25 protein-coding genes and 1 tRNA gene are annotated in these 26,890 nt (G+C 68.0%); 10 read left to right on the top strand and 16 right to left on the bottom strand.

Features of this window, described 5'->3' with window-relative positions; all coding sequences use genetic code 11:
* Window positions 1–174 precede the first annotated feature (174 nt).
* On the top strand, window positions 175–903 hold the full coding sequence (locus AC1DN2_RS01870) for a FadR/GntR family transcriptional regulator (protein WP_028277812.1): 729 nt from the start codon (window positions 175–177) through the stop codon (window positions 901–903).
* A gap of 38 nt (window positions 904–941) precedes the next feature.
* Here the strand turns inward: AC1DN2_RS01870 and AC1DN2_RS01865 are convergent, their stop codons facing one another.
* The 3 genes from AC1DN2_RS01865 to AC1DN2_RS01855 are packed head-to-tail and all read right to left on the bottom strand — an operon-like array spanning window position 942 to window position 3,742.
* Window positions 942–2,006, bottom strand: a complete 1,065-nt coding sequence (locus AC1DN2_RS01865) for an L-idonate 5-dehydrogenase (RefSeq protein WP_476848982.1) — start codon at window positions 2,004–2,006, stop codon at window positions 942–944.
* The gene (locus AC1DN2_RS01860) at window positions 2,006–2,776 is read right to left on the bottom strand and encodes an SDR family oxidoreductase (RefSeq protein WP_476848981.1); all 771 of its coding nucleotides are present in this window, start codon (window positions 2,774–2,776) and stop codon (window positions 2,006–2,008) included. Before AC1DN2_RS01860 ends, AC1DN2_RS01865 begins: the two co-directional genes overlap by 1 nt.
* Window positions 2,777–2,779: 3 nt before the next feature.
* On the bottom strand, window positions 2,780–3,742 hold the full coding sequence (locus AC1DN2_RS01855) for an NAD(P)-dependent oxidoreductase (protein WP_476849019.1): 963 nt from the start codon (window positions 3,740–3,742) through the stop codon (window positions 2,780–2,782).
* 64 nt (window positions 3,743–3,806) lie between these two features.
* Here AC1DN2_RS01855 and AC1DN2_RS01850 point away from each other — a divergent pair, with 64 nt between their 5' ends.
* Entirely contained in the window at window positions 3,807–4,871 is a 1,065-nt protein-coding gene (locus AC1DN2_RS01850; RefSeq protein ID WP_476848980.1) for a D-2-hydroxyacid dehydrogenase, read from the top strand.
* A 262-nt stretch (window positions 4,872–5,133) separates the two neighbouring features.
* Here AC1DN2_RS01850 and AC1DN2_RS01845 read toward each other — a convergent pair whose 3' ends face one another.
* The 8 genes from AC1DN2_RS01845 to AC1DN2_RS01810 all read right to left on the bottom strand — a co-directional run bounded on the left by AC1DN2_RS01845 (window position 5,134) and on the right by AC1DN2_RS01810 (window position 11,141).
* Window positions 5,134–6,483, bottom strand: coding sequence for an MFS transporter (locus tag AC1DN2_RS01845; protein ID WP_476848979.1), 1,350 nt, complete (start codon window positions 6,481–6,483; stop codon window positions 5,134–5,136).
* A gap of 164 nt (window positions 6,484–6,647) precedes the next feature.
* Complete coding sequence (locus tag AC1DN2_RS01840) at window positions 6,648–7,445, bottom strand: IclR family transcriptional regulator (protein WP_476848978.1); 798 nt, start codon at window positions 7,443–7,445, stop codon at window positions 6,648–6,650.
* Window positions 7,446–7,611: 166 nt separating this feature from the next.
* On the bottom strand, window positions 7,612–8,442 hold the full coding sequence (locus tag AC1DN2_RS01835) for a fumarylacetoacetate hydrolase family protein (protein ID WP_476848977.1): 831 nt from the start codon (window positions 8,440–8,442) through the stop codon (window positions 7,612–7,614).
* A 247-nt stretch (window positions 8,443–8,689) separates the two neighbouring features.
* Window positions 8,690–8,968: a hypothetical protein gene (locus tag AC1DN2_RS01830; protein WP_018773424.1), complete on the bottom strand. Its 279-nt coding sequence runs from the start codon at window positions 8,966–8,968 to the stop codon at window positions 8,690–8,692.
* A gap of 126 nt (window positions 8,969–9,094) precedes the next feature.
* Window positions 9,095–9,170, bottom strand: a tRNA-Val gene (locus AC1DN2_RS01825).
* Window positions 9,171–9,260: 90 nt separating this feature from the next.
* Window positions 9,261–10,193, bottom strand: coding sequence for an NAD-dependent protein deacetylase (locus AC1DN2_RS01820; protein WP_476848976.1), 933 nt, complete (start codon window positions 10,191–10,193; stop codon window positions 9,261–9,263).
* A 4-nt stretch (window positions 10,194–10,197) separates the two neighbouring features.
* Window positions 10,198–10,680 carry a peroxiredoxin gene (locus AC1DN2_RS01815; RefSeq protein WP_476849018.1) on the bottom strand — a complete coding sequence of 161 codons (483 nt, stop codon included), beginning with the start codon at window positions 10,678–10,680 and terminating at the stop codon, window positions 10,198–10,200.
* A gap of 41 nt (window positions 10,681–10,721) precedes the next feature.
* On the bottom strand, window positions 10,722–11,141 hold the full coding sequence (locus AC1DN2_RS01810; protein WP_018773429.1) for a DUF3052 domain-containing protein: 420 nt from the start codon (window positions 11,139–11,141) through the stop codon (window positions 10,722–10,724).
* A 436-nt stretch (window positions 11,142–11,577) separates the two neighbouring features.
* Between AC1DN2_RS01810 and aceE the strand changes: the two genes are divergently transcribed.
* The 6 genes from aceE to fabF all read left to right on the top strand — a co-directional run bounded on the left by aceE (window position 11,578) and on the right by fabF (window position 19,752).
* Complete coding sequence (aceE, locus tag AC1DN2_RS01805) at window positions 11,578–14,346, top strand: pyruvate dehydrogenase (acetyl-transferring), homodimeric type (protein ID WP_476848975.1); 2,769 nt, start codon at window positions 11,578–11,580, stop codon at window positions 14,344–14,346.
* A gap of 226 nt (window positions 14,347–14,572) precedes the next feature.
* Window positions 14,573–15,817 carry a PucR family transcriptional regulator gene (locus AC1DN2_RS01800; protein WP_018773431.1) on the top strand — a complete coding sequence of 415 codons (1,245 nt, stop codon included), beginning with the start codon at window positions 14,573–14,575 and terminating at the stop codon, window positions 15,815–15,817.
* A gap of 87 nt (window positions 15,818–15,904) precedes the next feature.
* Window positions 15,905–16,834, top strand: coding sequence for an ACP S-malonyltransferase (locus AC1DN2_RS01795; RefSeq protein WP_028275209.1), 930 nt, complete (start codon window positions 15,905–15,907; stop codon window positions 16,832–16,834).
* Window positions 16,831–17,892, top strand: coding sequence for a beta-ketoacyl-ACP synthase III (locus AC1DN2_RS01790; RefSeq protein WP_026537071.1), 1,062 nt, complete (start codon window positions 16,831–16,833; stop codon window positions 17,890–17,892). Before AC1DN2_RS01795 ends, AC1DN2_RS01790 begins: the two co-directional genes overlap by 4 nt.
* Window positions 17,893–18,094: 202 nt before the next feature.
* On the top strand, window positions 18,095–18,340 hold the full coding sequence (locus AC1DN2_RS01785) for an acyl carrier protein (protein WP_018773434.1): 246 nt from the start codon (window positions 18,095–18,097) through the stop codon (window positions 18,338–18,340).
* Window positions 18,341–18,516: 176 nt separating this feature from the next.
* The gene (gene fabF, locus AC1DN2_RS01780; protein ID WP_028275211.1) at window positions 18,517–19,752 is read left to right on the top strand and encodes a beta-ketoacyl-ACP synthase II; all 1,236 of its coding nucleotides are present in this window, start codon (window positions 18,517–18,519) and stop codon (window positions 19,750–19,752) included.
* 131 nt (window positions 19,753–19,883) lie between these two features.
* On the opposite strand, the gene AC1DN2_RS01775 is transcribed toward fabF, so the two are convergent.
* The 5 genes from AC1DN2_RS01775 to AC1DN2_RS01755 all read right to left on the bottom strand — a co-directional run bounded on the left by AC1DN2_RS01775 (window position 19,884) and on the right by AC1DN2_RS01755 (window position 24,935).
* Window positions 19,884–20,387, bottom strand: coding sequence for a DUF3145 domain-containing protein (locus AC1DN2_RS01775; RefSeq protein ID WP_026266435.1), 504 nt, complete (start codon window positions 20,385–20,387; stop codon window positions 19,884–19,886).
* Between the two features lie 381 nt (window positions 20,388–20,768).
* Window positions 20,769–21,749, bottom strand: a complete 981-nt coding sequence (locus tag AC1DN2_RS01770) for a tyrosine recombinase XerC (protein WP_476848974.1) — start codon at window positions 21,747–21,749, stop codon at window positions 20,769–20,771.
* Window positions 21,750–21,797: 48 nt separating this feature from the next.
* Window positions 21,798–22,985 (bottom strand): DNA-processing protein DprA, encoded by a 1,188-nt coding sequence (gene dprA, locus AC1DN2_RS01765; protein ID WP_476848973.1) that lies wholly within the window; start codon window positions 22,983–22,985, stop codon window positions 21,798–21,800.
* A 45-nt stretch (window positions 22,986–23,030) separates the two neighbouring features.
* Window positions 23,031–24,578 carry a YifB family Mg chelatase-like AAA ATPase gene (locus AC1DN2_RS01760; protein WP_476848972.1) on the bottom strand — a complete coding sequence of 516 codons (1,548 nt, stop codon included), beginning with the start codon at window positions 24,576–24,578 and terminating at the stop codon, window positions 23,031–23,033.
* Entirely contained in the window at window positions 24,579–24,935 is a 357-nt protein-coding gene (locus AC1DN2_RS01755; protein ID WP_476848971.1) for a YraN family protein, read from the bottom strand.
* 171 nt (window positions 24,936–25,106) lie between these two features.
* On the opposite strand from AC1DN2_RS01755, the gene AC1DN2_RS01750 reads away from it, so the two are divergent.
* A complete protein-coding gene (locus AC1DN2_RS01750) occupies window positions 25,107–25,529 on the top strand; it encodes an HAD domain-containing protein (protein WP_476848970.1) in 423 nt (140 codons plus the stop codon).
* Window positions 25,530–25,957: 428 nt separating this feature from the next.
* Window positions 25,958–26,887, top strand: a complete 930-nt coding sequence (locus AC1DN2_RS01745; RefSeq protein ID WP_476848969.1) for a transglycosylase domain-containing protein — start codon at window positions 25,958–25,960, stop codon at window positions 26,885–26,887.
* Window positions 26,888–26,890 lie beyond the last annotated feature (3 nt).

The following is a 26,890-nucleotide window of genomic DNA, read 5'->3' as shown; positions in this document are numbered from 1 at the left end:
GGGCGGAACCCACTCTTGAGGATTGTGGCTGTCCTTAAACCATATGTATTTCCGCGGGCCGCGGGAAAGCCGCGCCCACGGAGCGGAATGCTGCGCGTCATAAACAGTCTATGATCACCGGCGTCCGCCACTCCGGTCGGCCCGGACCGGGCCCACCGCATTATGCTTACGACTATGTCAACCAGCCTCCACCACCGTGCCATTGAGCACCTCGGGACCCGGATCGTGGCCGGCGAGCTTCCGGCCGGGCACGTCATGCTTGCCGAGCACCTCGAGGACGAACTCAAGGTCTCCCGCTCGGTGGTCCGGGAGGCGGTCCGGGTCCTCCAGTCCCTGGGCCTGGTGGAGACCATCAAACGCGTCGGCATCCGGGTGCTGCCCTCGAACCGGTGGAACCCCTTCGACCCGCTCGTGATCCGCTGGCGGCTGGCCGGCGAAGGCCGCGGCGCCCAGCTGCGCTCCCTGGCCGAACTCCGCACCGCCGTCGAGCCCGTGGCCGCCGAGCTGGCCGCGGCCAACGCCCCCGAGGAGCTCCGCCGCGAACTCGTGGAGATCTCGCACGCCATGCGCGACGCCGGGCAGGCCGGGGACGTGCCCCGGTTCCTCGAGCTGGACATCCTGTTTCATTCCCTGCTGCTGACCGGCTCGGGCAACGAGATGTTCGCCAACATGGTGGGCCAGGTGACCGAGACGCTGACCGGCCGCACCATCCACGGCCTGATGCCGGACCACCCGCGCGAGACGGCGCTGCGCTGGCACGTGGAGGTCGCCGAGGCCATCGCCGCCGGGGATGCCGCCGCCGCCCGCGAGGCCTCGAACCGGATCATGCGCGAGACCATCTCGGAGATGGAGCCGAGCTGGAAGAACCAGCCGCGGGTGTTTGTCCCGGTCGAGCGCCACTAACCCGCCACTGGGCGTCCCGGGCCCGACGGCGGAGCTCCTCACGCAGGGGCCCGCCTGAAGTCCAGCAGCACCTTCCCCGAAACAGCCGCGTTCCTGGCGACCTCGAACGCTTCCAGTCCGCGGTCCAGGCCAAAGGTGTGGGTCACCACGGGGTCCACCCGCAGAGAGCCGTCGGCGAGCGCCGCTATGACCTCATCGATTTCGTCATTGAAGCGGAAGGAGCCCACCAGCTCCAGCTCGCGCGTAATGGCCAGGGAGATCAGGACCGGCTGCGGGCCCGAAGGCAGCAGCCCCACCATCACCACCCTGCCGCCACGGACCGCGCCGGTGATCGCCGAGGCCAGGCCCTGGTGGCTGCCCGAGGACTCGATGACGACGTCCGCCTCAACCGCGGCGATCGCCCCGGCGTCGTCCCCCTTGAGGACCGCGTCGGCCCCCACGGCACGGGCTATCTCCAGCGGCAGCTTGTGCATGTCCACGGCCACGATCCGGCCGGCGCCGGCACGTTTGAGCACGGCCACGGCCAGGGCCCCGATGGGACCGCTGCCGATCACCAGCGCCGTCTTTCCCGCCACGTCGCCGGCGCGCGACACGGCGTGCCAGGCGACGCTGGCCGGTTCCGCCAGTGCCGCGGTCCGCAGGTCCAGCCCCGCCGGCAGCGGCCGGAGCATCCGGGCCGGCAGGTTCACATACCGGCTGAACGCTCCGTCCGCGTGCGGAAACCGTGCGGCGCTGCCCAGATACGTGCAGCCCGGCGACAGATTCGGACGCTCCGCCGGGTACCGGGCGCCGCCCGGGCCCGGCGTTGCGGGATGCACCGCGACGGCCGTGCCGGGCCCCGGCCCGGAGCCGTCAGCGGCGGCGCGGATCACGGTCCCTACGATCTCGTGGCCCAGGACCATGGGAGCCTTGAGGACGGATTCGCCCGCGGCGCCGTGCAGCCAGTAGTGCAGGTCGGAGCCGCAGATGCCGCCGAAGGCCACGTCGATGACGGCTTCACCGGGGGCCGGCGCGGACACGGGGATGTCCTCGATCCGCAGGTCGCCCGCGGCGTGGGCCACCACCGCCGCGGCCGTGGCCGGAAGTGCTGCCACGCCGCCCATCAGACCACCACCGTCATTCCGCCGTCGATGAAGATGGTCTGGCCGTTGACGAAGTCGGACCCGTCGGAGGCCAGCCACACTGCGGGTCCGGCCAGGTCCTGCACGGTCCCCCAGCGGTGCGCGGGGGTCCGGCCCAGGATCCAGGCGTTGAACTGCTCATCGTCGACGAGGTTTTGGGTCATCTCGGTGTGGATGTAGCCCGGCGCGATCCCGTTGATCTGCAGGCCCGAGGCGGCCCATTCCGCGGTCATGGCCCGGGTCAGGTTCCGCAGGCCGCCCTTCGCCGCGATGTAGGGCGCGATGGTGGGCCGGGCGAGGTCGGTCTGGACCGAGCAGATGTTGATGATCTTGCCCCGGCCCCGAGGGATCATGTGCCGGGCCGCTTCCCGCCCCACCAGGAACGCGCTGGTCAGGTCCGTGGAGATCACCCGTTCCCAGTCGGCCACGTCGAGCTCGAGCATCGGGACCCGGTGCTGGATGCCGGCGTTGTTGACCAGGATGTCCAGCGGGCCGACGTTCTCCTCCACCCAGGCGATGCCCCGGGCGGCCCCGGTGTCGCTGGTGACGTCGAAGGCGCAGCTGTGCACCCGGCCCGGCGCGTAGTCCGCGGCCATCGCGGCCTCGGCGGCCTTGAGCCGCTCGGGGTTGATGCCGTTGAGCACCACGGTGGCGCCGGCGTCGGCCAAGGCCCGGGCCAGGGCGTTGCCGATCCCCCGGCTCGACCCGGTCACCAGGGCCATACGCCCGGTCAGGTCAAAAAGTCCACTCATGGTTCACTGATCCTCATTGGTCTTTGCTGCTGTGTTGGCTGTTGGCTTATCGCTGGCGTTGTCACGTGCGTTGCCGCTGAGATTGGCGATGGTTTGCCGCACGACGGCGAGGTCCCGGTCCCCCAGCCCCTGGCGCAGCAGGGCAGCGTAGAGCTCGGCGCCGGCGGCCGCCATCGGCACTGCGGCACCCGCGGCCGCGGCGCTCTCGAGCACGAAGGAGAGGTCCTTGTGCATGAACTTGGCGGGCCCGGTGGGCTCGTAGTCCCTGGCGGCGAGCCGTGGCCCCACGATGTCCAGGACCCGGCTGCCCGCCAGTCCGCCAGCGAGCACCTCGTAAAGGGCGGGCACCTCCATGCCGGAGCGTTCGGCGAGTTCCGCGGCCTCGGCGAGCGCCGCCGTCGTGGTTCCCACGATCAGCTGGTTGCACGCCTTGGCGAGCGACCCCGATCCCAGCGGTCCCAGCCGCCGCACGGTGCTGCCCATCGCGCCAAAGAGCGGCAGGAGCCGGCGGAAGTCGCTGTCGCTGGCGCCCGCCATGATGGCGAGGGTGCCGTCCGCCGCGCCCTTGGTGCCGCCGCTGACCGGCGCATCGACGACGACGGCGGTGCCCCCGCTCGCCTCCGCGACCCGTGCCCCGAAGTCCCGCACGCCGGACGGCGACACGCTGCTCATCACCACGACGGCGGTTCCGGGCGCGGGCGGGCTGGCGGTCCAGCCGGCCAGGAGCGCGGCACTCGCCTCCTCAATGTCGGACAGATCCGGCAGCATGAAGACAATGACTGGCTGGTCTCGAAGCGCCTCGACCCTGGCCACACGCGAGCCGCCCAGGGTCTCGAAGGCGTCCAGCGCCGCCGGCGAACGGTTCCAGGCGGTGACGGTCCATCCCGCCGCGAGGAGGTTGGCGGCCATCGGCGCGCCCATCAGGCCGAGGCCGACAAACCCGGCCTCCCTGCGGTCCATCTCCATGCGTTGCCTCACTTCGTCGTGGTTAATCTTGGAATTCCGTTCAGCATCCTAGCCTCCATTCAGTATGATGAACACTATGACGACCAAAACCACCGTCGCGATCGCCGTCCCGCTCGAAGCAGAGCTGGTGGACCGCATCCGCGCCGTAGATCCGTCCGTGACCGTCCTTTACGACCCCGAGCTCTTGCCGCCGGAACGCTTTCCCGCCGACCATGCGGGTGACCCGGACTTCCGCCGGACGCCGGAGCAGGAAGAGCGCTACTGGGACATGCTCAACAAGGCCCAGGTCCTGTACGGGCTTCCCAACGAAAGCCCGGCAGGCCTCGCCCGGATCGCCGGCAGCAATCCCCGGCTTGAGTGGATCCATGCCATGGCGGCCGGCGCCGGCGGTGCCGTGAAGGCATCGGGGCTGGACCCCGCGACGCTGCAGAAGTTCAGGGTCACCACCTCGGCCGGGGTGCACGCCCTGCCGCTCGCCGAGTTCGCCGCCCTGGGCATCCTCAACGGCTTCAAGCGCAGCGCCGAGCTGGCCCAGGACCAGGCGGCCAAGCTCTGGCCCGAGCTCCGCACCCCCACCCGCCTGGTCAACGGCTCCCGCCTGGTGGTCACCGGGCTCGGCGAGATCGGGCTCGAGACCGCACGGATCGCCCGCGCCCTGGGCATGAGCGTCAGCGGGACCAAGCGGACCGTGGAGGCCATCGACGGGATCGAGACGGTCACGGACAACGACGGACTCGCCGGCCTGCTGGGCACCGCAGACGCCGTCGTCAATACCCTGCCCGGCACGCCGTACACCGAGAAGCTTTTCAGCCGCGACGTCTTCGCCGCCATGAAGCCCGGAACAGTCTTCGTCAACGTGGGCCGCGGCACCGTGGTGGATGAAGAGGCGCTTCTGGAGGCTCTGGGCAACGGCCAGGTCTCCTATGCCTGCCTCGATGTCTTCGCCGTGGAGCCACTGCCGCAGGACAGCCCGCTGTGGAACCACCCCAGGGTGATGGTGTCCCCGCACACCTCGGCGCTCAGCGCCGCCGAAAACCGGCTGATCACCGAACGCTTCTGCAGCAACCTGCGGACCTACCTCGACGGTGGCGAACTCCCCCACCTGGTGGACACGGTGCACTTCTACTGAGTCCACCCTTTCGCACTGCACCAGCGCCGCAGCGCACACAGGGCGGCCCACCGGAAACGGTTGGGCCGCCCTTAGCGTTGGGCGAGGAAGGTTCCGCCCAGCAACGCGGGACCGTGCCTGCGAGGCCGGCATTCGGGCGCGCCGGGTATTTTGCCCGTCGACGCGGGTATTCCGTGGCGCAGAAACGGCCGTGGCCCCTTCCTGGGTGGAAGGGGCCACGGCCTGTGCGGCGCGGACGGAGGGTCTGCAGCCCGGATACCGCCTAGCGCGCATCCTCCGTCAGGAGAAGGTCGCGTCCCACCGTCTCGGGCGTGAAGAAGGTGGTGACAAACGAGATCAGCGCCAGGACCAGCGAGTAGATGGCGAGCACCAGCCAGGAATGGTCCGTGGCGGCCAGCAGCGCGGCGCCGACCAGCGGGACCAGGCCGCCGGCCAGGACGGCGGAGAGCTCCCGGCTCATGGCCACGCCGGTGAAGCGGTACTGCGAGCCGAAGAGTTCAGGCAGCAGCGGGCACTGCGGGCCGAGCATGGACTGAACGCCGAGGGCGATGCCCACCACCATGACAATCCAGACCAGCGTGACATTGCCCAGCGTCACCAGGTAGAACGCCGGCAGCGCGATGAGCGCCTGGAACAGCGCGCCGTAGCGGTAGACGGGCACCCGGCCGAACCTGTCGGACAGCGCACCGAAGGTGATCACCATGACGGCCGCGAAGCCCGCGGCGATGAGCAGGCCGACCGGACCGATGAACTTGTCGCCGGGAAAAACGCCGTCCTTGGCCGCCAGGAACGCGATGAGCAGCGCGGAGTAGATCGAGGAATTGCCGTTTTCGCCCATCCGCAGGCCGATGCCGATCAGCACGTTCTTCTTCGAGTGCTTCCACAGCTGGCCGATGGGGTTCTTGACCACGCTCTTGTGCTTTTCCAGTTCCTGGAAGACGGGCGTTTCCTTCAGCCGGAGCCGAATGAAGATGGCCACCACAACCAGGAGCACGCTGGCCAGGAAGGGCACCCGCCACAGCCAGCCCTCCAGGACGGCCTTGTCTGCCATGGCAATGAGCGCGAACGTTCCGGCGCCGAGCAGGGTCCCCAGCTGGATGCCGACGAACGGGAGCGACGCGAAGAAGCCACGACGGCGGCGCGGCGCGACTTCGGAAATGAGCGTGGTGGCGCCCGCCTGTTCAGCGCCGGCACCCAGTCCCTGCAGGATGCGCAGCGTCACCAGAAGAACGGCGCCGAGCATGCCGGCCTGTTCGTACGTCGGCAGCAGGCCGATGGCGAAGCTGGCGGTCCCCATCAGGCCGATGGTGAGGATCAGGACCATCTTGCGGCCGAACCGGTCGCCGATGTAGCCGAAGACCATCCCGCCGAAGGGCCGGGCCGCGAAGCCCACACCGTACGTGGCGAAGGATGCAATCAGGGCCCCGTCCTCGCCGAGCGGCTTGAAGAACAGCGGGCCGAAGATCAGGGCGGAGGCCAGCCCGTAGATGTAGAAGTCGTAGTACTCCAGCGCGGAGCCCACAGAGCTGGCAAGCGTTGCCCGTCGCAGCTGTTCCGGATCGACGACGGCGCCGTCCGCTTCAGCGAGCGGTGTATTAGTACTAGTTGTCACAAGCACTCCCTCAAGAACACTCCAGACCCCCGTTGGTCTGGTGGGTGTGAGCAACCCCAAGGAGTCGATCACTATGCTGAACAGAGTACAGCATAGTGATCGACTAGCCAATGAATAATCCGATTTATTCCGGGGCGTCCCGAAACGCCCAGCGGCGCGGGCCCCTAGCCCATGGGATTGCCGAGGGACCGGGCGAGGTCCTGGAGTTCCTTCACCATCAGGGCGCCCTGCTCCTGCGAGTAAGTGGCCTTCAGCGCGGTGACCGACAGGCCGAGGCTGGGCCCGTGTGCGCCCCGGGTCGGGACGGCGACGGCCAGGCACACGACCCCCGTGGTGGATTCCTCGTCCTCGAACGCATACCCCTGCTCCCGGATGAGCGTGAGCTGCGCCTTCAGGTCGGCACCCGTGCGCAGCGACTTCGGCGTCAGGACCGGAAGAGTGGCGTCGTCGGGAAACATCTCGTCGACGTCGTGGTCATGCAGCCGCGCGATCAGGGCCTTGCCCACGGCACAGAGGGACACGGGCATCTTGTCGCCAATATTGGACGTCAGGCGCACCGCCGGGTGCCCTTCGTAGCGGGCCAGGTAGATGACATTTGTTCCGTCCAGCATGGCGATCCGGACCGTCTCTCCCGAGAGCGTCGGGGCCTGTTCACAGAAGCGGTAGAACTCCTGGACCTCGTCGAGGCGGCTGAGGTAGGCAGCACCGAGCTCAACCAACTTCCGGCCGAGGGTGAACTCCGCGCCCTGGCGGCTGATCAGCCTCGCCTCCTCGAGCGCGAGCAGGAGGTTGGAGGTGGAGGACTTCGGGATTCCCAGTTCCCGGGACAGATCACTGAGCGTGAGGCGTCCGGTCGCGGATGCCGCCAGGGCTTCCAGCACGGCGGCGGCACGGGTGACAGCCGGCGCGGGTGACGCGCTCCCCAATCCGTCGGAGGGTCGGGAAACTCGGGAATCGGCCATGATTCTCCTTCAGGTATCGCGCGCAAGTCGCCGCGCCACTCGTTCGAATGCCGTCCAGTCAGCTGAACACTAACCATCATAATGTCTGGCGCCCTGAACCGGGACCGGCAGGGCCCGTGCATCCATCGCTCCTCGTCGGCGGGCCTCGTCGGGGACCGCCGGCCCCTTAGGCGGCAGACACCACGTGGTTCGTCAGCTCGCCGATGCCGGCAATGTGGCACGTGACGGTGTCGCCGGGGACGATCGGCGCACACTCGGCGGGGAATCCCGTCAGCACCAGGTCACCCGGGTGAAGGGTCATGAAGGATGTGAGATAGGTGAGGATTTCCTCGACCTTCCAGCCAAGGTCGGCGGAGCTGGCTGCCCGGAGTTCCTGACCGTTGTGTTTGATGCCGATCGCCAGGTCGTCACCGTTCAGGTCCGTGACGATCCAGGGCCCCACGGGCGTGAACGTGTCCTGGCTCTTGGCGCTGATCCACAGCTCGTCGGATTCCTGCAGGTTCCTGGCGGAGACGTCGTTTCCGATCGTGTAGCCCAGGACTGCGCCCATGGCGTTGCCGGGCGTCAGTGCGCGGGCCCTGCTGCCGATGACGATTGTCAGTTCGGCCTCCGGCTCGACGCGGCCCACACCCGGCCGGAGTTCAACCGCGTCCCCCGGGCCAACCACACTGGTGGCCGCCTTGTGGAAGGCCTGCGGCGGAAGTCCGCGGCCCGCGGCACCCGTATTGTGCGCCATGCCCAGGACGTTGGCCGGGACACAGGGCGCGAGGAACGTGAAGGACGATTCCTCCACCGCCGCGCCGACCTCCCAACCGCTGCGGGGCAGGCTGCCGGCATTGGCGGCAGAACCGGGGAAGGGGGAGGTGGTCACCGTCCACACGTTGCCGGCCGCACTGCCAAAGTCCGCTGCGTCGTTGGCGACGAAGAAGTTTTCGTCCCCGGCAGCCGGGGAAAGCGGGCGGACTCTGGCGATTCGGCGGGCACTCGTGGCGGTCATGAAAACATCCTAGGCGGCGGACTCCCGGGGGCCGCGATTAGGCCATCGACTGGCGTAATTCTGGCGCGCAGAAACACCGCCGGTGTTTCACATTTCCAAGCGTTCACGGTATATTCATTACAAGCCTTCCACCGCGGCATCCCCCAATAGTCGCGGTGGAAGGCTTTTCCAATGCCCGGGTGATTCCAGGGTCCGGGGTCCCCTTTTGAGCGGGCCGGGCCGGGCGATTGTTGCCCGCGCAGGCATCCTACGCGGCGTCCGCAACGGCCCCCCGCAGCCGCCAGCCCCCACCGAGGCCATCCCGGATCAGTTCCATGGTGGTCAGGGCAGATCCGCGGTTGCGGCCGAGCCTCGCCTGGACCTGCCAGACCTCGACATCCACGCGGCTCAGGCCCTTGGGCATCCGGCGCTCGGCCTCCCACCAGCTGACCCGCTCGAACCAACGCACAGGCTCGGCGCCGATCAACCATTCCCTGCCCCCGCGCACTACCGCCAGGGGCCGCCCGTCCGGGCCTGTTTTCACCATCACGTGTTCCACGCCCGTCACAGTAGGGCGGAGCCCTGACATTTTCGGGGCGTGCAGCATCCCCCGCCGGGACGCAGAAAACCCCGTCTTTCCGGACCGTGTGGTCCGGAAAGACGGGGTTTTCTGTGGTGGGTCCTACCGGGATCGAACCGATGACATCCACGGTGTAAACGTGGCGCTCTACCAGCTGAGCTAAAGACCCAAACCGCGGTTTCCGCGCCTCAGCGCTTCAACCAACGAACAGCTACTGTACCGGATGTCACCGGCCAAGCGCCAATCGGCCCGGCGGTCGCTACAGGGGCGGCAGCTCGGCGGCGAGCCAGGTCAAGGCCCCGCTGACGCCTGCCTCCAGCTTGATGGTGGCGAGGCCGTCCCCACGGGTCGGTCCCCTGTTGATGATGACCACGGCTTTGCCCTGCTTCGCCGCGTGGCGGACAAAACGCAGGCCGCTCATCACGGTCAGCGACGAGCCGGCCACCAGGAGCGCCCGGGCGGCGTCGACCATGGCGTAGGAGCGCTCCACGCGGTCCTTGGGCACGTTTTCCCCGAAGTATACGAAGTCCGGTTTCAGGGTGCCGCCGCAGGCCGGACAGCGGGCGACGATGAACGATCCAATTAGTTCGGCGTCCTCGACGGCGGCATCGGCGTCCGGTGCCATTTCAACCACCCCGGCCGCCTGCGCCCGTTCCAGGAACCCGGGGTTGAGTTCTTCCAGGACACCGGCCAGCATCCGGCGGCTGAACCGCCGGTGGCAGTCCAGGCACACCACCTGGTCGAACCGGCCGTGCAGGTCCACGACGTTGACGCTGCCGGCGTCCTCGTGGAGCCGGTCCACGTTTTGGGTGATGAGGCCGGTGAGAAGCCCCCGCTGCTCCAGCCGGGCTACGGCGGCATGGCCATCGTTCGGATCCGCCCTGCGCAGATGTGACCAGCCGATGTGGTTGCGTGCCCAGTAGCGCTGCCGGTTTCCCGGCTCGCCGATGAATTCCTGGTAGGTCATGGGGGTCCGCGGTGCGGCGCCGGGCCCGCGGTAGTCCGGGATGCCTGAATCCGTACTCAGGCCGGCACCCGTCAGCACGGCGAACTGCTCCCCGGACAGGAGGCCATGGATGTCCTGCAGGGCCTCCAACTCGGTGCGCTGGAGTTCCGCGGCGCTCCCGGCGGCCGTGACCGGCGGGAGGCTGGCAAACCCGGTCATGCCGATTCCTGGCCGCCGCTGCCTCACCGGATCAGCTCCCGCCGAGTCCCGCGAGGGCCGCCCGGTATTCGGCGAAGTCCCGGGCCTGGCCGCGCGGATTCACCACGACGTAGCGGACGATTCCCGCCGCGTCGATGATGAAGGTGCCGCGCAGCGCCATGCCGCTGTCAGGGTCGAACACGCCGTAAGCCGAGGCCACGGCCCCGTGCGGCCAGAAGTCGGCCAGCAGATCGAAGCCGTAGCCTTCCTTTTCGGCATAGGCACGCTGGGCGAATTTGCTGTCCACCGAGACTGCCAGCACGGCGGCGTCGGCATCCTCGAACAGTGCCAGGTTGTCCCGGATTTCGCACAGTTCCCCGGTGCAGATCCCGGAGAAGGCAAACGGGTAGAAGACTATGGCGACGTTGCGGCCGCGGAAGTCTGAGAGGCGCACCGGTTCGCCGAATTGATTGGCGAGCTCGAAATCCGGCGCGGCATCGCCGACGCCGGGAACGGCACCGGGAACGGGGCTCACGGCGGAGCCCGGCCCGGAGGCCTCGTGCTGGACCGCTTGGGTCACTTGTTCTTCCGCGTGACCAACCGGGTGGCGCTCCAGTCCTTCGAGACGCCGGCGGAGGTGGTGTAGTGGAGCCCTGCGGTGGGCGCGGCATCCTGGATGTCCGCGGGCGAGACGTAGCCGTCCCGGCCGGACTTGGGAGTCAGGACCCAGACAACGCCGCCCTCGGTGAGAGTGGTCAGCGAATCGACCAGCGTGTCCACAAGGTCTCCGTCACCTGCCCGCCACCAGAGAATGGCGGCATCGACCACCTCGTGATCGTCCTCATCGAGAAGCTCAGAGCCCGTGAGATCTTCGATATCGTCCCGCAAGTCGAAGTCGACATCGTCGTCATAACCGAATTCCTGAATCAGGTCCCCGTCTTTGAAACCCAGTTTCTCCGCCACATTTACCGAAGTGGCGGCGTCGGCCTCGCTCACGTGTTGCTCCTATGCTTTTTGAATTGCTTCATGTTTTCAATGGCACTAGTGATTTCCATTACTCCAAGCCAACACCCTTTGGGCTCTCGCTTCAAGCTGTTGGTACCGCGATCCGCCATATTCTGCGTCACACAGGCCGATCCGGAGGCTGCGGGGCAGCGCTTCGTCACACAACCAGTATGCCCGTGAAATACGGGGACGGGTCCATAGGGCGGCTACGCATCCATCAGCCCGCACGGCTAGAGTGGCTGATGACGACTACGCCTGCGCGGGCAACCGCCCGGCTAATACAGGCAGGCGTACCGTGATTGGACCTTGCCCGGCGCATACGACCGGGCTGATGTAACCGATATGTCGCACACGTCGCGTTCACGCCAGGCAGTCACCCTGCCCGGAGCTGAGGGTGCCGATAGATGCGCTCAAAGAGAGGTTGGACGTGGCTGCAGGAGAAGATACCTCCCATATCCTCAGCGGGTTGACAAACCAGCTGCCTGATCGTGATCCGGAAGAGACCGCCGAATGGCTGGAGTCCCTGGATACCCTGATTCAGGAACAAGGCACCGAACGTGCCCAGTACATTATGCGAAGCCTGCTCCAGCGGGCCGGCGCGCAGAGCGTGGGTGTTCCGATGGTCACCACCACGGACTACGTCAACACCATCCCGGTTGACCAGGAAGCGGCATTCCCTGGCGATGAAGAGATCGAACGCAAATACCGTGCCTGGCTGCGCTGGAATGCCGCCGTGATGGTGCACCGGGCACAGCGGGCGGACATCGGCGTCGGCGGCCACATCTCCACTTACGCCGGCGCCGCGACCCTGTACGAGGTCGGCTTCAACCACTTCTTCCGCGGCAAGGACCACCCCGGCGGCGGCGACCAGGTTTTCTTCCAGGGCCACGCCTCTCCCGGCATGTACGCCCGCGCCTTCATGGAAGGCCGGCTCTCCGAGGAGGACCTGGACGGGTTCCGCCAGGAGAAGTCCAAGGAAGGGCACGCCCTGTCCTCCTATCCGCACCCGCGCCTGATGCCGGAGTTCTGGGAGTTCCCCACCGTCTCGATGGGCATCGGCCCGATGAACGCCATCTACCAGGCCCAGTCCAACCGGTACCTGCACAACCGGGGCATCAAGGACACCTCGGACCAGCAGGTCTGGGCGTTCCTGGGCGACGGCGAAATGGACGAGCCCGAGTCCCGCGGCCTGCTGCAGCTGGCGGCCAACGACAAGCTCGACAACCTCAACTTCGTGATCAACTGCAACCTCCAGCGCCTCGACGGTCCCGTCCGCGGCAACGGCAAGATCATGCAGGAACTCGAAGCGTTCTTCCGCGGTGCCGGCTGGAACGTCATCAAGGTCGTCTGGGGCCGGGAGTGGGATGACCTGCTGGCCAAGGACGAGGACGGCTCGCTCGTGAAGATCATGAACGAGACCGTCGACGGCGACTACCAGACGTACAAGGCCGAATCCGGCGCGTTCGTCCGCGAGCACTTCTTCGGCAAGACCCCGCAGACCAAGGAAATGGTCCAGGACCTGACCGACGACCAGATCTGGAACCTCAAGCGCGGCGGCCACGACTACAACAAGGTCTACGCCGCCTACAAGGCCGCCACCGAGTTCAAGGGCAAGCCCACGGTCATCCTGGCGCACACGGTCAAGGGCTACGGCCTGGGTACCCACTTCGAGGGCCGCAACGCGACCCACCAGATGAAGAAGCTCACCCTCGCGGACCTCAAGGCCTTCCGCGACCACCTGCGCATCCCGATCACGGACGACCAGCTCGAAGCGGACCTCTACCGGCCGCCGTACTACCACCCCGGCATGGACTCCCCGGAGATCCAGTACCTGATGGACCGCCGCAAGCAACTCGGCGGCTTCGTCCCCGAGCGGCGCTCCAAGCACGCCGACGTCACCCTCCCGGACGAGAAGGTCTACGAAGTCGCCAACCGCGGCTCCGGCAAGCAGCACGCCGCCACCACCATGGCGTTCGTCCGCCTGCTCAAGGACCTCATGCGGGACAAGGAGTTCGGCAAGCGGATTGTGCCGATCATCCCCGATGAGGCACGCACCTTCGGCATGGACGCGTTCTTCCCGACGGCGAAGATCTACAACCCGAACGGCCAGAACTACCTCTCCGTGGACCGCGAGCTCGTCCTGGCGTACAAGGAGTCCATCTCCGGCCAGATCGTGCACGCCGGCATCAACGAGGCCGGGTCCGTGGCAGCCTTCACCGCCGCCGGAACGTCCTACGCCACCCACGGCGAACCGCTCATCCCGGTCTACGTCTTCTACTCGATGTTCGGCTTCCAGCGCACAGGCGATTCCTTCTGGGCGGCCGCCGACCAGATGACCCGCGGGTTCATCATCGGCGCCACGGCAGGCCGGACCACGCTGACCGGCGAAGGCCTGCAGCACGCCGACGGGCACTCCCCCATGCTGGCGGCAACCAACCCGGCCGTCATCACCTACGACCCGGCATACGGCTACGAGATGGGCGTCATCATGCGTGACGGCCTCAACCGGATGTACGGCCCCGGCGAAGCCGGGAAAGAAATTGCCGACAACGATCCGTCGCGGAACGTGATGTACTACATCACTGTCTACAACGAGCCGATCGTGCAGCCGCCCGCACCGGCGGAACTCGATGTCGAGGGCATCATCAAGGGCATCTACCTGCTGGCGCCGGCCAAGATTGACGGCCCGCGCACGCAGATCCTTGCCTCGGGTGTGTCGGTTCCCTGGGCCCTCGAAGCCCAGCGGGTCCTCGCCGAGGACTGGGGCGTCTCGGCGGATGTCTGGTCCGTGACCTCCTGGACCGAACTGCGCCGCGACGCCATGGCCGCCGAGGAAGACTCCTTCCTCAACCCCGGCCAGCCCGCCCGCGTCCCGTTCGTGACCCAGCAGCTCGCCGGCGCCACCGGTCCGATCGTGGCGGTCACTGACTACATGAAGGCCGTGCCGGACCAGATCCGCCAGTTCCTGCCGAACGAGTTTGCCTCGCTCGGCGCGGACGGCTTCGGCTTCTCGGACACCCGCGCCGCGGCACGCCGCTTCTTCAAGAACGACATCCACTCGATTGTGGTCCGTTCCCTTCAGATGCTGGCCCGCCGGGGCGAAGTGGATGCCCAGGCACCTGCCCAGGCCATCGAGAAGTACCGCCTGCACAACGTGAACGCCGGCACCACCGGCAACGCGGGCGGCGACTCCTAACCGCGCCTCAGCGCAAGAGCGAACGTTCGACGGCGGCTCCCACCGAAAGGTGGGGGCCGCCGTCGGGCGTTTAACCGCCCCGCCTCCCTCCCGCCTCCCTCCGGCCTCCCTCCGGCCTCCCTCCGGGGGCGCTCTGGACTCCCGCGGGCCGCTGTGATGCAGGACAAGGACAGTTGTAGCCTTCGCACAAATGGAGCTTGGGCGGCCCGCCCCGTATGCTCAATGCATGGCAGAGCCGATCACCACTCCCGAAAAACGCAAGCCGAGCTCGAGGGCGATGACTCCGGAGAAAGCCGAAACCCTCAAGAAGCTCCGGGCCAGCGTGGGCCAGCTGTCGACGACGACGCTGCGCCAGTTGGAGAAGTCCCTGCCGTGGTACGGCCGGCTGAACTCGGATGAACGTTCCGCCCTGGGCATGGTGGCCCAGAACGGCATCGCGGCTTTCGTCACCTGGTACGAACGGCCAAGTTCGCCGTCGTGGATCCTCTCCGACGTCTTCGGCACCGCGCCCACCGAACTGACCCGCTCCATCAGCCTGCAGAAGGCGCTCCAGCTGATCCGGATCGTGGTGGAAGTCGTCGAGGACCAGGTCCCGGTGATCGCCCCGGAAGCGGACCAGGGGGCCCTCCGGGAGGCCGTGCTGCGCTACTCGCGGGAGGTCGCGTTCGCGGCCGCCGACGTCTATGCCCGCGCCGCGGAATCCCGCGGCTCCTGGGATACCCGGCTGGAAGCCCTGATTGTCGATGCCATCCTCCGTGGCGAAAATACCGACGCGCTGCGGTCCAGGATCGCGGCCCTGGGCTGGAAAGCACAGGAGCGCTTCACGGTCATGGTCGGAAATTCCCCGTCCGAGCCAAGCGCCAGCTACGTCAGCGAGCTGCGGCGCACGGCGGGGCGCTTCGCCGAGGACGCCCTTGTGGGGATCCAGGGCGACCGCCTCATCCTGATCCTGGGCGGGGTCCACGACCGGGAGACCGCATACCTGAAACTCAGCGAACTCTTTGCCCCCGGCCCGGTGGTCTACGGCCCGGAGGCCGGGTCCCTCCTCGAGGCCAGCGGCTCCGCCCAGTCCGCCTTTGCCGGCCTCACCGCGGCCCGCGCGTGGCCTTCCGCGCCGCGCCCGGTGGCGGCCGATGACCTGCTCCCGGAGCGGGTGATCTCCGGCGACGACGCCGCCCGCCGCTCGCTGGTCAAAAACATCTACCGCCCGCTTCTGGCCGCCTCCAACGGGCTGGTGGAGACCCTCGGCACGTACCTCGAACTGGGCCATTCACTCGAGGCCACGGCCCGGGAACTCTTCGTCCATGCCAACACAGTGCGCTACCGGCTCAAGCGCGTCTGCGACGTCACCGGCTGGGATCCGCTGCTGCCGCGGGAGGCGTTCGTGCTCCAGACCGCCCTCGTCGTGGGCCGGCTTTCTGCCCCGCCGAAGGCCCCCACGGAGCGGCAACCTCCCCGCAACGGCTCCTGAACCGTTGTAGACTTCCTACAAACTGACCCAGTGAGCTTGGTGCATGAAAACACGAATGTTCACGCGGTAATTTGGAAAGCTGGTTACGTGCTTGCAATCGTTTGCCCTGGACAGGGCTCCCAGACCCCTGGTTTTCTGGCCCCTTGGCTGGAACTGCCACCCGTCGCAGGCCTCCTGGCCTCCCTCAGCGAAATAGCAGGCATCGACCTCACCGCCCACGGCACCACCTCCGATGAGGAGACCATCAAGGACACCGCAGTCGCGCAGCCGCTGATCGTTGCTGCGGGCCTGGTGACGGCGAAGTCGCTGTTCGACGTCGAACTCGGCACGCTTCCCGTCATCCTTGCCGGCCACTCCGTCGGCGAAATCACCGCGGCTTCCCTCGCCGGTGTCCTGTCGGAATCCGAAGCCATGACGTTTGTCCGCGAACGCGCCAACAGCATGGCAGCCGCTGCCGCCGCCACCCCGACCGGCATGAGTGCCGTCGTGGGCGGCGACCCCGCGGAGGTCCTGGCAGCCATTGCTGCCGCCGGGGCCACGGCCGCCAACGTCAACGGGGCCGGCCAGACCGTCGCCGCAGGCACCCTGGAGCAGCTGAAGGCCCTGGCGGAGAACCCGCCGGCCAAGGCCCGGGTTATTCCGCTGAAGGTCGCGGGCGCGTTCCACACCTCGCACATGGCCCCCGCGGGCGCGGCCCTGCAGGCCCTGCGTCCGTCGCTGCACCCGAAGGACCCGCAGGTGCCGTTGCTGTCCAACTTCGACGGCGCGGAAGTCACCGACGGCGCCGCCGCCGTCGACAGCCTGATCGCCCAGGTCTCCCGGCCGGTCCGCTGGGACCAGTGCATGGAGACGATGGTGCAGCGCGGGGTGACCGGCGTGATCGAACTGGCTCCCGCCGGAACACTGGCGGGCCTGGCCAAGCGCGGCATGCCCGGCGTCAAGACAGTCACCGTCAAGACCCCGGACGATCTTTCCGCGGCCCTGGCCCTATTTGCAGAACTGGAGGGAGGGGCATGAGCGTTCCCACTCTGAAGCAGGCACCGGTGCAGGCCAACACCCGCATCATGGGTATCGGGGCTTACCGGCCCAGCGTGATCGTGACCAACGAGGACGTGTGCCAGTGGATCGACTCCTCGGATGAGTGGATCCGCCAGCGCACGGGCATCATCACCCGGCACCGCGCGCCCGCCGATGTCAGCGTGATTGACATGGCCGAGGGCGCCGCACGTGAAGCACTGCAGAAGGCCGGCATCGAGGCCTCCCAGCTCGGCGCCGTGATTGTTTCCACGGTCACCCACCCGTATGCGACCCCGTCCGCCGCAGCGAGCCTCGCCGACCGCCTCGGCGCGACGCCGGCCCCGGCCTTCGACATCTCCGCGGCATGCGCCGGCTACTGCTACGGCATCGCCCAGGGCGACGCCCTGGTGCGTTCCGGCGCGGCATCCTACGTCCTGGTGGTCGGTGCCGAGAAGCTCTCCGACGTCATCGACAACACGGAACGGACCATCTCCTTCCTGCTTGGCGACGGCGCGGGCGCAGTCGTGATCGGCCCCTCTGACACGCCCGGCATCGGCCCCTCGGTGTGGGGTTCGGACGGCAGCAAGTGGGATGCCATCGGCATGACCCACTCCATGCTGGACATCCGCGAGCTCGCCCTGACCGGCAAGCACGGCGCCGCCGTCAGCGATGAGGAAGCGGCCGTGACCGACGCTTCCCTGTGGCCGACCCTGCGCCAGGACGGCCAGACTGTCTTCCGCTGGGCCGTGTGGGAGATGGCCAAGGTGGCCCAGCAGGCCCTGGACGCAGCCGGCATCCGGTCCGAGGACCTCGCAGCGTTCATCCCGCACCAGGCCAACATGCGCATCATCGACGAGATGGCCAAGAAGCTGCAGCTGCCCGAGACCGTCAAGATCGCCCGCGACATCGCCGACGCCGGAAATACGTCGGCGGCGTCCATCCCCCTGGCCACCCACCGCCTGCTTGAGGAAAACCCCGAGCTCAGCGGCGGGCTGGCGCTGCAGATCGGCTTCGGAGCCGGTCTGGTCTTCGGCGCCCAGGTGGTCGTGCTTCCTTAGGCAGCCACCGCTTTTCCGAACTAAATACGTTCCACCCGTTTCACCCTTGCACCGCATGTCCTTCAATTTCAGGGCCCGCCCCGCATGCTGTGCTCGCAAGCATTCCCGCACCAAGCCGAACCCTCGGTTTGAATCATTTCCGCCCTTAGGCTGCCGGCATTCCACCGGCAGCCGAGGGCAACAACCAGAAAAGGAGCCATCAATGGCTAGCAACGAAGAAATCCTGGCCGGCCTGGCTGAAATCGTCAACGAAGAGACCGGCCTGGCCACGGAGGCTGTCGAAATGGACAAGTCCTTCACCGAGGATCTGGACATCGACTCCATCTCGATGATGACGATCGTGGTCAACGCCGAAGAGAAGTTCGGCGTCCGCATCCCGGACGAAGAGGTCAAGAACCTCAAGACCGTCGGCGACGCCGTCAGCTTCATCGCCAACGCCCAGGCCTAGTCTGGCTTCCGCCAGTATCGGCGGACCCCGGTGTCCGGTCCGGGCGCTGCAGCAGCGCCCGGACCGGACCACCAGCACCACCACGAAATGCACCCACCAAAGTTTTCCCCTCGCAGGCCCCGGCCATCCCGTTCGCGGTTCCGGATACGGCAGGCGCACCGACAGAGAGTGATCCCATGGCACGCAAAGTAGTCATTACCGGTCTGGGTGCCACCACACCCATCGGCGGCGATGTCCCCACGATGTGGAAGAACGCGCTCAAGGGCGTCTCCGGCGCGCACACGCTTGAGGACGACTGGGTGGCCAAGTATGAGCTGCCCGTCCACTTCGCTGCACGCGCCTCCACCCCTGCCCTGGACGTCCTGACCCGGGTCGAGGCCAAGCGCATGGACCCGTCCACCCAGTTCGCCGTGGTCGCATCCCGTGAGGCGTGGGCCGACTCCGGCATCACCGAAATCGACCACGACCGTCTGGCGGTCGCCTTCGCGACCGGCATCGGCGGCGTATGGACCCTCCTGGATGCCTGGGACACCCTGCGCGAAAAGGGTCCCCGCCGCGTCCTGCCCATGACCGTGCCCATGCTGATGCCCAACGGCCCGGCCGCCGCGGTAAGCCTGGACCTGGGTGCCCGCGCCGGCGCCCACACCCCCGTTTCCGCCTGCGCGTCCGGCACCGAGGCCGTCCACGTGGGCCTGGACCTCATCCGTGCCGGCAAGGCCGACGTCGTCGTGTGCGGCGGCGCCGAAGCCGCCATCCACCCGATGCCGATCGCCGCCTTTGCCTCCATGCAGGCCCTCTCACGCCGCAACGACGATCCCGAGCACGCCTCACGCCCCTACGACCGTGACCGCGACGGCTTCGTCATGGGCGAGGGTGCCGGCGCCCTGGTGCTCGAGGCCGAGGAACACGCCCTGGCCCGCGGCGCCCGGATCTACGCCGAACTGGCGGGCACCTCGGTCACCGCCGACGCCTACCACATCACCGCCCCGGACCCCCAGGGCCTGGGCGCCACCCGCGCGCTGAAGGCTGCGATGTTCGATGGCCGCATCCAGCCCGAAGACATCGTCCACGTCAACGCGCACGCCACCTCCACCCCGGTCGGCGACAAGCCCGAGTACGCGGCCCTCAAGGCCGCCCTGGGCAAGCACGTGGACTCGGTAGCGGTCTCGGCCACCAAGTCCCAGATGGGGCACCTGCTCGGCGCCTCCGGTGCCGTGGAGGCCGTGCTGACCGTCATGGCCATCTACGACCGCAAGGCGCCGGTGACCATCAACCTCGAGAACCAGGATCCGGAAATCCCGCTCGACGTCGTCACGACCGCCCGCGACCTGCCGGCCGGCAGCATCGCCGCGCTGAGCAACTCGTTCGGCTTCGGCGGCCACAACGCCGTGATCGCGGTACGCAGCGTCTAGCTGCACGACCAGCAGCACGCCCGCAGCACGCCGGGACGGCAGATGGCGGCAATGTTCTTCGTGAACATTGCCGCCATCTGCCTTTTGGCGCCTAGCTATGGAATTGCTGCGGTGGTGCGCCCGGTGAGGCCCTAGCCGACCTGGTGGAGCCAGCGCACGGGGGCGCCTTCGGCGGCGTGCCGGAACGGCTCGAGTTCCTCGTCCCAGGCCTCGCCCAGGGCGAGCGAGAGCTCGTGGTAGACGGCCGACGGGTCGCCGGCGCCGGATTCGTAGGCGTAACGGATGCGGTCCTCGGACACCATGATGTTGCCGTGGACGTCAGTGGTGGCGTGGAAGATCCCGAGCTCCGGGGTGTGCGACCAGCGGCCGCCGTCGACTCCCTGGCTCGGCTCCTCAGTGACTTCATAGCGCAGGTGCGCCCAGCCTCGCAGAGCGGACGCCAATTGAGCCCCCGTGCCCGGCGTTCCGGTCCACGACAGCTCGGCCCGGAACATTCCGGGCGCGGCAGGCTGAGCGGTCCACTCCAGGTCCGTCCGCTTGTCCACGACAGACCCTATGGCCCACTCGACGTGGGGGCACAAGGCAGTCGGGGCCGAGTGAACGAACAACACACCTCGGGTCAGTGCAACAGACATTCCATCCTCCATAGCTGTAGGTACGTCTTCCCCAACGACCTGTGCCTGGATGTCTGTCTGTTGCGCGGATCCGAATTTATGCCGGCGGTCCCTGCCAGACTACTAATATACAGCCGGGTTCAAAGCTGGGACGTGGTGCATTCCAGCTTCAAGTTCAACTTGAAACTTCCCGGGCGTGAGTTTTATTCTGCCCTACCCCTCCTAATTACGCCAGTGCGATTCGGCGCGTCTTTTCCGGCGCGCCGTACATGCTTCGGCAGTCCCGCAGGTGGACCCTGGTCCGCTTGGCGCCGGGCAGGTATGCGGGCCGAATCCGGGGCAGGAATCCGGGCCGAATTGTGTGCCTTTTCCGGCCGGCCGGACGCGCCGGACCGGTAATCCTCAGGCCCGGGGGTGTGCCTGCTGGTAGCTCTGCCGGAGCCTCTCAACGGACACGTGGGTGTAGATCTGGGTGGTGGCAAGGCTGCTGTGCCCCAGGATTTCCTGCACGGCGCGCAGATCCGCGCCGCCGTCGAGCAGGTGGGTCGCTGCGGAGTGCCGCAGGGCGTGCGGCCCGGTGGCGGCGGTGTCTCCCAGCCGTTCCAGCATCTCCTTGACCACGCTGCGGATCTGGCGCTGGTCCACTCTTCCGCCCCGCGCGCCCAGGAAGAGCGCCGGGCCGCTGGTCCCGGTAGCGAGGGCAGGCCGGCCGCGGCGGAGCCAGTCGTCGACGGCGAGCGCCGCCGGGAGTCCGTAGGGCACCGTGCGTTCCTTGTTGCCCTTGCCAAGCACCCGGAGGGTCCTGCGGTCCGGGTCGAGGTCGTCGACGTCCATGCCGGCGAGCTCGCCAACCCGGACACCGGTGGCGTAGAGCAGCTCCACCATGGCACGGTTGCGCAAGGCCAGCGGTTCCCCCTCGGCCGAGGCGGATTCGGCGTCGTCCACGAGCCGCCGAACCTGTTGCTGGTGCAAGACGCCGGGCAGGGACTTCTCCCGCTTTGGCGCCTTGAGCCGCAGGGCGGGGTCGGCTTCGATCAGCTCCTCACGGACAGCCCAGGCGGTGAAGGCCCTGGCGGTGGCGGCGCGGCGGGCCAGGGTGGCGCGGGACTTCCCGGACTCGCTCTGGGCACCAAGCCAGCGCCGCAGGGTCCCGAGCTCCAGCCCGGCAAGGTCGTGGACGCCCTCGGTTGCGGCGTGCGCGAGCAGGCTTTCGACATCGGAGAGATAGGCCCGCACGGTATGGGCGGACCGGCCCCGCTCCGCTTCCAGGTAGCGGCCGAAGCGTGCGGCGACGAGCCGGATATCGCCGTCGAGCGCGGCGGGCGAGGCAGCGGGGGGATCCTGTGTAGACACCCTCTTACTCTGGCAGTATTCCCCCGGCATTCAAGGAGCCGCTCGGCGAGCCGCTTCTTCCCGGTGAAGCAACCCATCTCAGTCCGCCTTCCCTGAGCGTTTCCAGCCGCCGTGCCGGGATTCGGCCAGCCCCAGCAGCCCGAGCCGGCCAAGACCCGCGCGGACCGAGTCCGGGCTGAGCCCGGCCACCGCGGCCAGCTTCTCAACCGAGGTGGTGGTCCGCAGCGGCAGGGCATCGAGCAGGATCAGGTCCTCCAGGGTCAGGCCATCGTGGGCCTCGGACGGGCCTGCCTTGTCCGGGGGCATCGCCTCGCCGCTCGGGGAGGCGAGCTCGGCGATCTCCCCGGCATCCGTGACGCATACCGCGCCGCCTTCACGGAGAAGCCGGTGGCAGCCGGCGGAGTTGGCGCTGTGGATGGATCCGGGCACGGCGCCTACGGCCCTGCCCAGGCTTTCGGCATGGTGGGCCGTGTTGAGGGCGCCGGAGCGCCACCGGGCCTCGACCACGACCGTGACGGAGGCCAACGCCGCAATGAGCCGGTTCCGCTGCAGGAACCGGTAGCGGGTGGGAGCGGACCCGGGCGGAACCTCGGCCAGGACCGCGCCGCGGTTCGCCACGGTCCGCAGAAGGTCCTCATTGCCGGCGGGGTAAAAGCGGTCCACTCCCCCGGCCATGACGGCAATGGTGGGCACGCCGCCCGCGCTTCCGGCCAGGGCCGCCCTGTGGGCGTGGGCATCAATCCCGTAGGCCCCGCCGGAGACGATCGTGAAGCCGCGCTGGGCCAGCGAGTAGGCGAGGTCGCCCGTTACCGATGCCCCGTAGCTGGTGCTGTCCCGGGAGCCCACGAGGGCTACGGACCGGGCCGCCGTGGGCAGCTCCTGTTCCACGCCGCGCCACCACAGGCACAGGGGCTCCTGCAGTCCGAGGTCCGCCAGCTGCCGCGGCCACAAGTCATCCGTGGGAATGATGAGGCGTCCGCCGAGCCGGTGCATGGTGGCCAGGTCCCGCTCCGGCGCGAGGTCGGGCACGCGCGGGGCCCAACGCTTCAGCGCCTCGCTGAGCCCGGACCAGCCGCTGCCGCACCCGTTGTCCGCCAGGATTCCAGTGATCTCCTGTTCGAGCCCGGGACCGGCGGCCAGCGCGCCGCTGGCAATCCGCAGGGCGTCCTGCGCCCCCACTGCCTGGACCAGGGCCAGGGCCGCCGCGTCCTGCGGCTCGAACAGGCGGGCCAGGGCGGCGCGGGCTGTTCGTTCGTCATCAATCATGGTGGTTCCTTTCGCACGGCTGGGGTGGGCTTCGTGCCGGCAGGCTCAGGGTGAGACCGCGGCGGCCTGCCGGAGGCCCAGCGCCTGCCCGACGTCGTCTGCGTCCGGGACGTCGTGCCGGGACAGGTCCGCAAGGGTCCATGCGAGGCGCAGTACGCGGTCGTAGCCGCGGGCGGTCAGCACTCCGCGCTCCAGTGCGTAGTCCAGGATGCGGGTGGTGGGGGCATCGAGCCGCAGGGACCCGCGCAGCAGCCGCCCCGGCACCTGCGCGTTGGTTTCCATCCCGAATGGCAGCAACCGGTCCAGCTGGCGGGTCCGGGCCGCCCGGACCCTTTCCGCGATGCTGGCCGTTCCTTCCTCGGCCGCAGGTTGGCCGAAGCCGGCGAGCGAGACCCGCTCGACTTCGAGCTGGATGTCGACCCTGTCCAGCAGCGGCCCTGACATCCGGGCCTGGTACCGGCGGCGCATGATGGGCGTGCAGATGCAGTCCACTCCTTTGCCCGTTGCCTTGCCGCAGGGACAGGGGTTGGCTGCAAGGACCAGCTGGAACCGCGCGGGATAGGCCGCGGACCCGGCCGAGCGGTGGATGACCAGCTCTCCGCTTTCCAGCGGCTGCCGCAGGGCGTCCAGGACGCCGCGGTCGTACTCCGGGGCCTCGTCCAGGAAGAGCACCCCGCGGTGGGCCCGGGACGCCGCCCCGGGCCGCGGCAGCCCGGACCCGCCACCGATGATGGCCACCGCCGTCGCAGTGTGGTGCGGGTTCTCGTAGGGCGGGCGGCGCAGCAGCTGCACGGAGCCCGACGGCAGCGAACACAGCGAGTGGATGGCGGTTACCTCCATGGCCTCGGTGTCGCCCAGATCCGGCAGCAGCCCGGGCAGCCGCTCGGCGAGCATGGTCTTCCCGGCACCCGGCGGTCCCGTCAGCAGCAGGTGGTGGGCACCGGCAGCGGCCACTTCCAATGCACGCCGCGCCGCCGCCTGGCCGGAGACATCGCACATGTCAGGCGCCAGGGCGGGACCGGTGCCGGGTTGGGGGTGGCCGGAGTCCTCGGTGTCGGGTTCGAAGTCGAGAGCGAGGTCCTGCGGGTCCGCGCCGCAGTCGAACGCGAGCCGGGCCAGTGTGGCGTAGCCCCGGACCTGCGCGCCGGGGACGAGTTCGGCCTCCGCCACGTTGGCCCGGGCCACGACGACCTCCGGGTAGCCGGCCCGGACCGCGGCCATCACGGCCGGAAGGATACCGCGCACTGGCCGCAACCGGCCGTCCAGGCCGAGCTCGGCGATGAAGACCGTGCGGCCCGTGGGCCTGATGTCATTCGCCGCCAGCAGCACGGCCATCGCGATGGCGAGGTCGAACCCCGAACCGCGTTTGGGCAGGGATGCCGGAATGAGGTTGGCCGTGATCTTCCGGCGGCTCAGCGGGATCCCCGAATTCTGCGCCGCCGAGCGGATCCGTTCCTTGGCCTCGTTCAGTGAGGCGTCCGGCAGGCCCAGGATCACGAACGCCGGCAGGGTCTGGCCAATGTCAGCTTCGACCTCCACGATGTAGCCGTTGAGGCCCACGAGGGCGACAGAATAGGTCCGGCCCAGGGCCATCTACCCCACCCCTTTGAGGTGCTCGAGGGCGGGCTCACCGATGCCGTCGTCGACCACCGCGATCACGTCCACGCGGCACAGCGGCATCCACAGCCCCTGGGCACGGCACCACGCCGCTGCCAGCCGGTGGAGCCTGGCCACCTTGTCCGCGCCGACAGCCTCAAACGGATGCCCGAAGGCCAGGGATTTCCGGGTTTTCACCTCAGCGATGACCAGCGCGTCGCCGTCGAGCGCGACAATGTCGATCTCACCCTCCGGGCAGCGCCAGTTCCGCTCCACGATCCTCATGCCGTGGGCCCGCAGGAAATCCGCAGCGAGGTCCTCCCCGCGCCGGCCCAGCACATCCTTAGCTCTCATGCCTCCAGCGTGCAGCGCCGCCACTTACGACGACAGGACCCACCTCGGCTATGTGGAAAACGTCGCCGGGCTACAAGAGCACAAGCCTGATGAGAAGAGTATCCGCAGCCCGCTCAGCACTGTTGATCGCATAATCAAGGCAGAACGAAAGAACTGCAGGAGGAACAAGGAATGAAGGTACTTTTCCTCGACATTGACGGTGTCGTCAACCGCGTTGGTACGAGACAGAGCTTTCGCGGCTGCATGGGCATCGATCCTTTCCTGGCGTCCAAGGTCTGCAAGATCATCTTCGACACGGACGCAGCCGTTGTTCTAACGTCCACATGGCGGCATATCCCCGGCGGCCGTGAAGAAGTCGACAGACACGTTTGCAAGACCTTTGACGTTACTCCGACAGCGGACACAGGTTTTCGTGGCGAGGAAGTGAAGATGTGGCTGGAAGGGCATCCGGAAGTTGCGCGGTATGCAATTGTCGACGATGACACTGACTTCTATGCCGATCAGCCCTTGTTCAAAACGAGCTGGCAAACGGGAATCTCCGACGAGGTCGCGCAGCAGGTAACCGAATTTCTCAACAGTGGAGATAACCCATGAGTGCACGTCTACCAACGTTGGGACACTTCGCCGCAACGCCTGCCGACGGCCCCGGATCTGGGCGGATCCCGGGCGGCCACTTCCGGCGATCAAATCCGTGGCGGCATTGACAGGACGTGTTGATGCGATTGTCAGGCAACGAAACGTAGCCAATGCCCGCACGGCCCACCTAGGCTTTTCCCAACCCCCTCGAATTCCGCGGGGCGTCCGTAGTCTCTCCTGAGGATCGGCCGAAGGATCGGCGTATGGAATATCGAGCGGCCCAGCCGCTGGGAACGCAGCAGCTTACGGAACCAGGTCCGCCCGGCGGGCAGGCGGGCCCCAGCTGGCCCCCACCAGCGCGGCCTGAGACCGAGACCGCACCGAGGCTTGCGCCAGGATCCGGGCCCGCACCAGCGCGGCCTGAGCCCGAGACCTGGCCGCCACCAGTGCGGTCAGAGCCCGGCCCCGCGCCAGAGCCTGAGCCGGCGGCTCCGGCGGGAAGACGCACGCACCGGATCCGGCGGCTGCTCGCCAGGATCTTCAAGTTCGCCCTCGCCATGGTGGTCATCACGGAGCTGGCCGCCGTCTCCTTCATCTGGTTCGCTCCCCCGCGCACTGCCTACATGCTGCAGACCGGCGGCCCGATCGCCTACCAGTACGTATCCCTGAACCACATCAGCCGCTATGTCATCGCCGCGGCCGTCGCCCACGAGGACCAACAGCTGGGAACGCGTGTTGGCGCGTTCTCCGTCGATGAGTTCCGGGACAGGGCAGTCGCCTACCTGCAGGGCAAGGATGACCCGAGCGGTTCCACGGTCCCGCAGCAGCTGGTCAAGAACATCTTCCTGTGGCCTGATGCGAATGCCCTGAGGAAGGGGCTGGAGGCCGGGCTTGCGACCGAGTTCAGCCTCACCCTGACCCCGCAACGGATCATGGAGCTGTATCTGAACTACGCGCAGTTCGGCCCGAGGCTGTACGGCATCTGCGCGGCGAGCTGGTACTACTTCGACGAACCCCCGTGGAACATGTCCGAGTATCAGGCCGCGCAATTGATGGGGGTCCTGCCACTGCCCACACTCGTCACCCGGGCGGCGGAAGGCGGCATCTATCTGGGCCCGGGGGTCCACCCCAAAGTGTGGGACTACGTCAACGGTGCGGCCAACGTGTGGGTCCCCAAGCAGATCGAGGGGCTCGGCGGATGGAAGGCGGCCGTCGCAACCATCGGCATCGGCGACACGGCGTCCGACCACGCGGCCGAGCGGGGATCCGCGAACCCGGATGGCTGCGGTTCGTATCCGGAGAGTGTGCTGGACCTGCTGCGGCAGCAGGGCATTGCCCTGGACCGCAACGGAAACCCTGCGCCACCCGGGGGCTAGGAA

This window comes from Arthrobacter sp. 01L42 (genome assembly GCF_056400005.1).
Note: the sequence above shows the minus strand (reverse complement) of the source record. Positions and strands in the feature narration are given on the sequence as shown.

Coding starts and splice junctions, on each gene's coding strand:
- AC1DN2_RS01855 (WP_476849019.1), bottom strand. CDS start 3,742: ATGGAGATGGACCGCAGGGAGGCCGGGTTTGTCGGCCTCGGCCTGATG.
- dprA (WP_476848973.1), bottom strand. CDS start 22,985: ATGATTGATGACGAACGAACAGCCCGCGCCGCCCTGGCCCGCCTGTTC.
- AC1DN2_RS01785 (WP_018773434.1), top strand. CDS start 18,095: ATGGCTAGCAACGAAGAAATCCTGGCCGGCCTGGCTGAAATCGTCAAC.
- AC1DN2_RS01770 (WP_476848974.1), bottom strand. CDS start 21,749: ATGCCGGGGGAATACTGCCAGAGTAAGAGGGTGTCTACACAGGATCCC.
- AC1DN2_RS01860 (WP_476848981.1), bottom strand. CDS start 2,776: ATGAGTGGACTTTTTGACCTGACCGGGCGTATGGCCCTGGTGACCGGG.
- AC1DN2_RS01800 (WP_018773431.1), top strand. CDS start 14,573: ATGGCAGAGCCGATCACCACTCCCGAAAAACGCAAGCCGAGCTCGAGG.
- AC1DN2_RS01870 (WP_028277812.1), top strand. CDS start 175: ATGTCAACCAGCCTCCACCACCGTGCCATTGAGCACCTCGGGACCCGG.
- AC1DN2_RS01750 (WP_476848970.1), top strand. CDS start 25,107: ATGAAGGTACTTTTCCTCGACATTGACGGTGTCGTCAACCGCGTTGGT.
- AC1DN2_RS01755 (WP_476848971.1), bottom strand. CDS start 24,935: ATGAGAGCTAAGGATGTGCTGGGCCGGCGCGGGGAGGACCTCGCTGCG.
- AC1DN2_RS01850 (WP_476848980.1), top strand. CDS start 3,807: ATGATGAACACTATGACGACCAAAACCACCGTCGCGATCGCCGTCCCG.
- AC1DN2_RS01830 (WP_018773424.1), bottom strand. CDS start 8,968: ATGGTGAAAACAGGCCCGGACGGGCGGCCCCTGGCGGTAGTGCGCGGG.
- AC1DN2_RS01865 (WP_476848982.1), bottom strand. CDS start 2,006: ATGGGCGGCGTGGCAGCACTTCCGGCCACGGCCGCGGCGGTGGTGGCC.
- AC1DN2_RS01775 (WP_026266435.1), bottom strand. CDS start 20,387: ATGTCTGTTGCACTGACCCGAGGTGTGTTGTTCGTTCACTCGGCCCCG.
- AC1DN2_RS01790 (WP_026537071.1), top strand. CDS start 16,831: ATGAGCGTTCCCACTCTGAAGCAGGCACCGGTGCAGGCCAACACCCGC.
- AC1DN2_RS01760 (WP_476848972.1), bottom strand. CDS start 24,578: ATGGCCCTGGGCCGGACCTATTCTGTCGCCCTCGTGGGCCTCAACGGC.
- AC1DN2_RS01840 (WP_476848978.1), bottom strand. CDS start 7,445: ATGGCCGATTCCCGAGTTTCCCGACCCTCCGACGGATTGGGGAGCGCG.
- AC1DN2_RS01835 (WP_476848977.1), bottom strand. CDS start 8,442: ATGACCGCCACGAGTGCCCGCCGAATCGCCAGAGTCCGCCCGCTTTCC.
- fabF (WP_028275211.1), top strand. CDS start 18,517: ATGGCACGCAAAGTAGTCATTACCGGTCTGGGTGCCACCACACCCATC.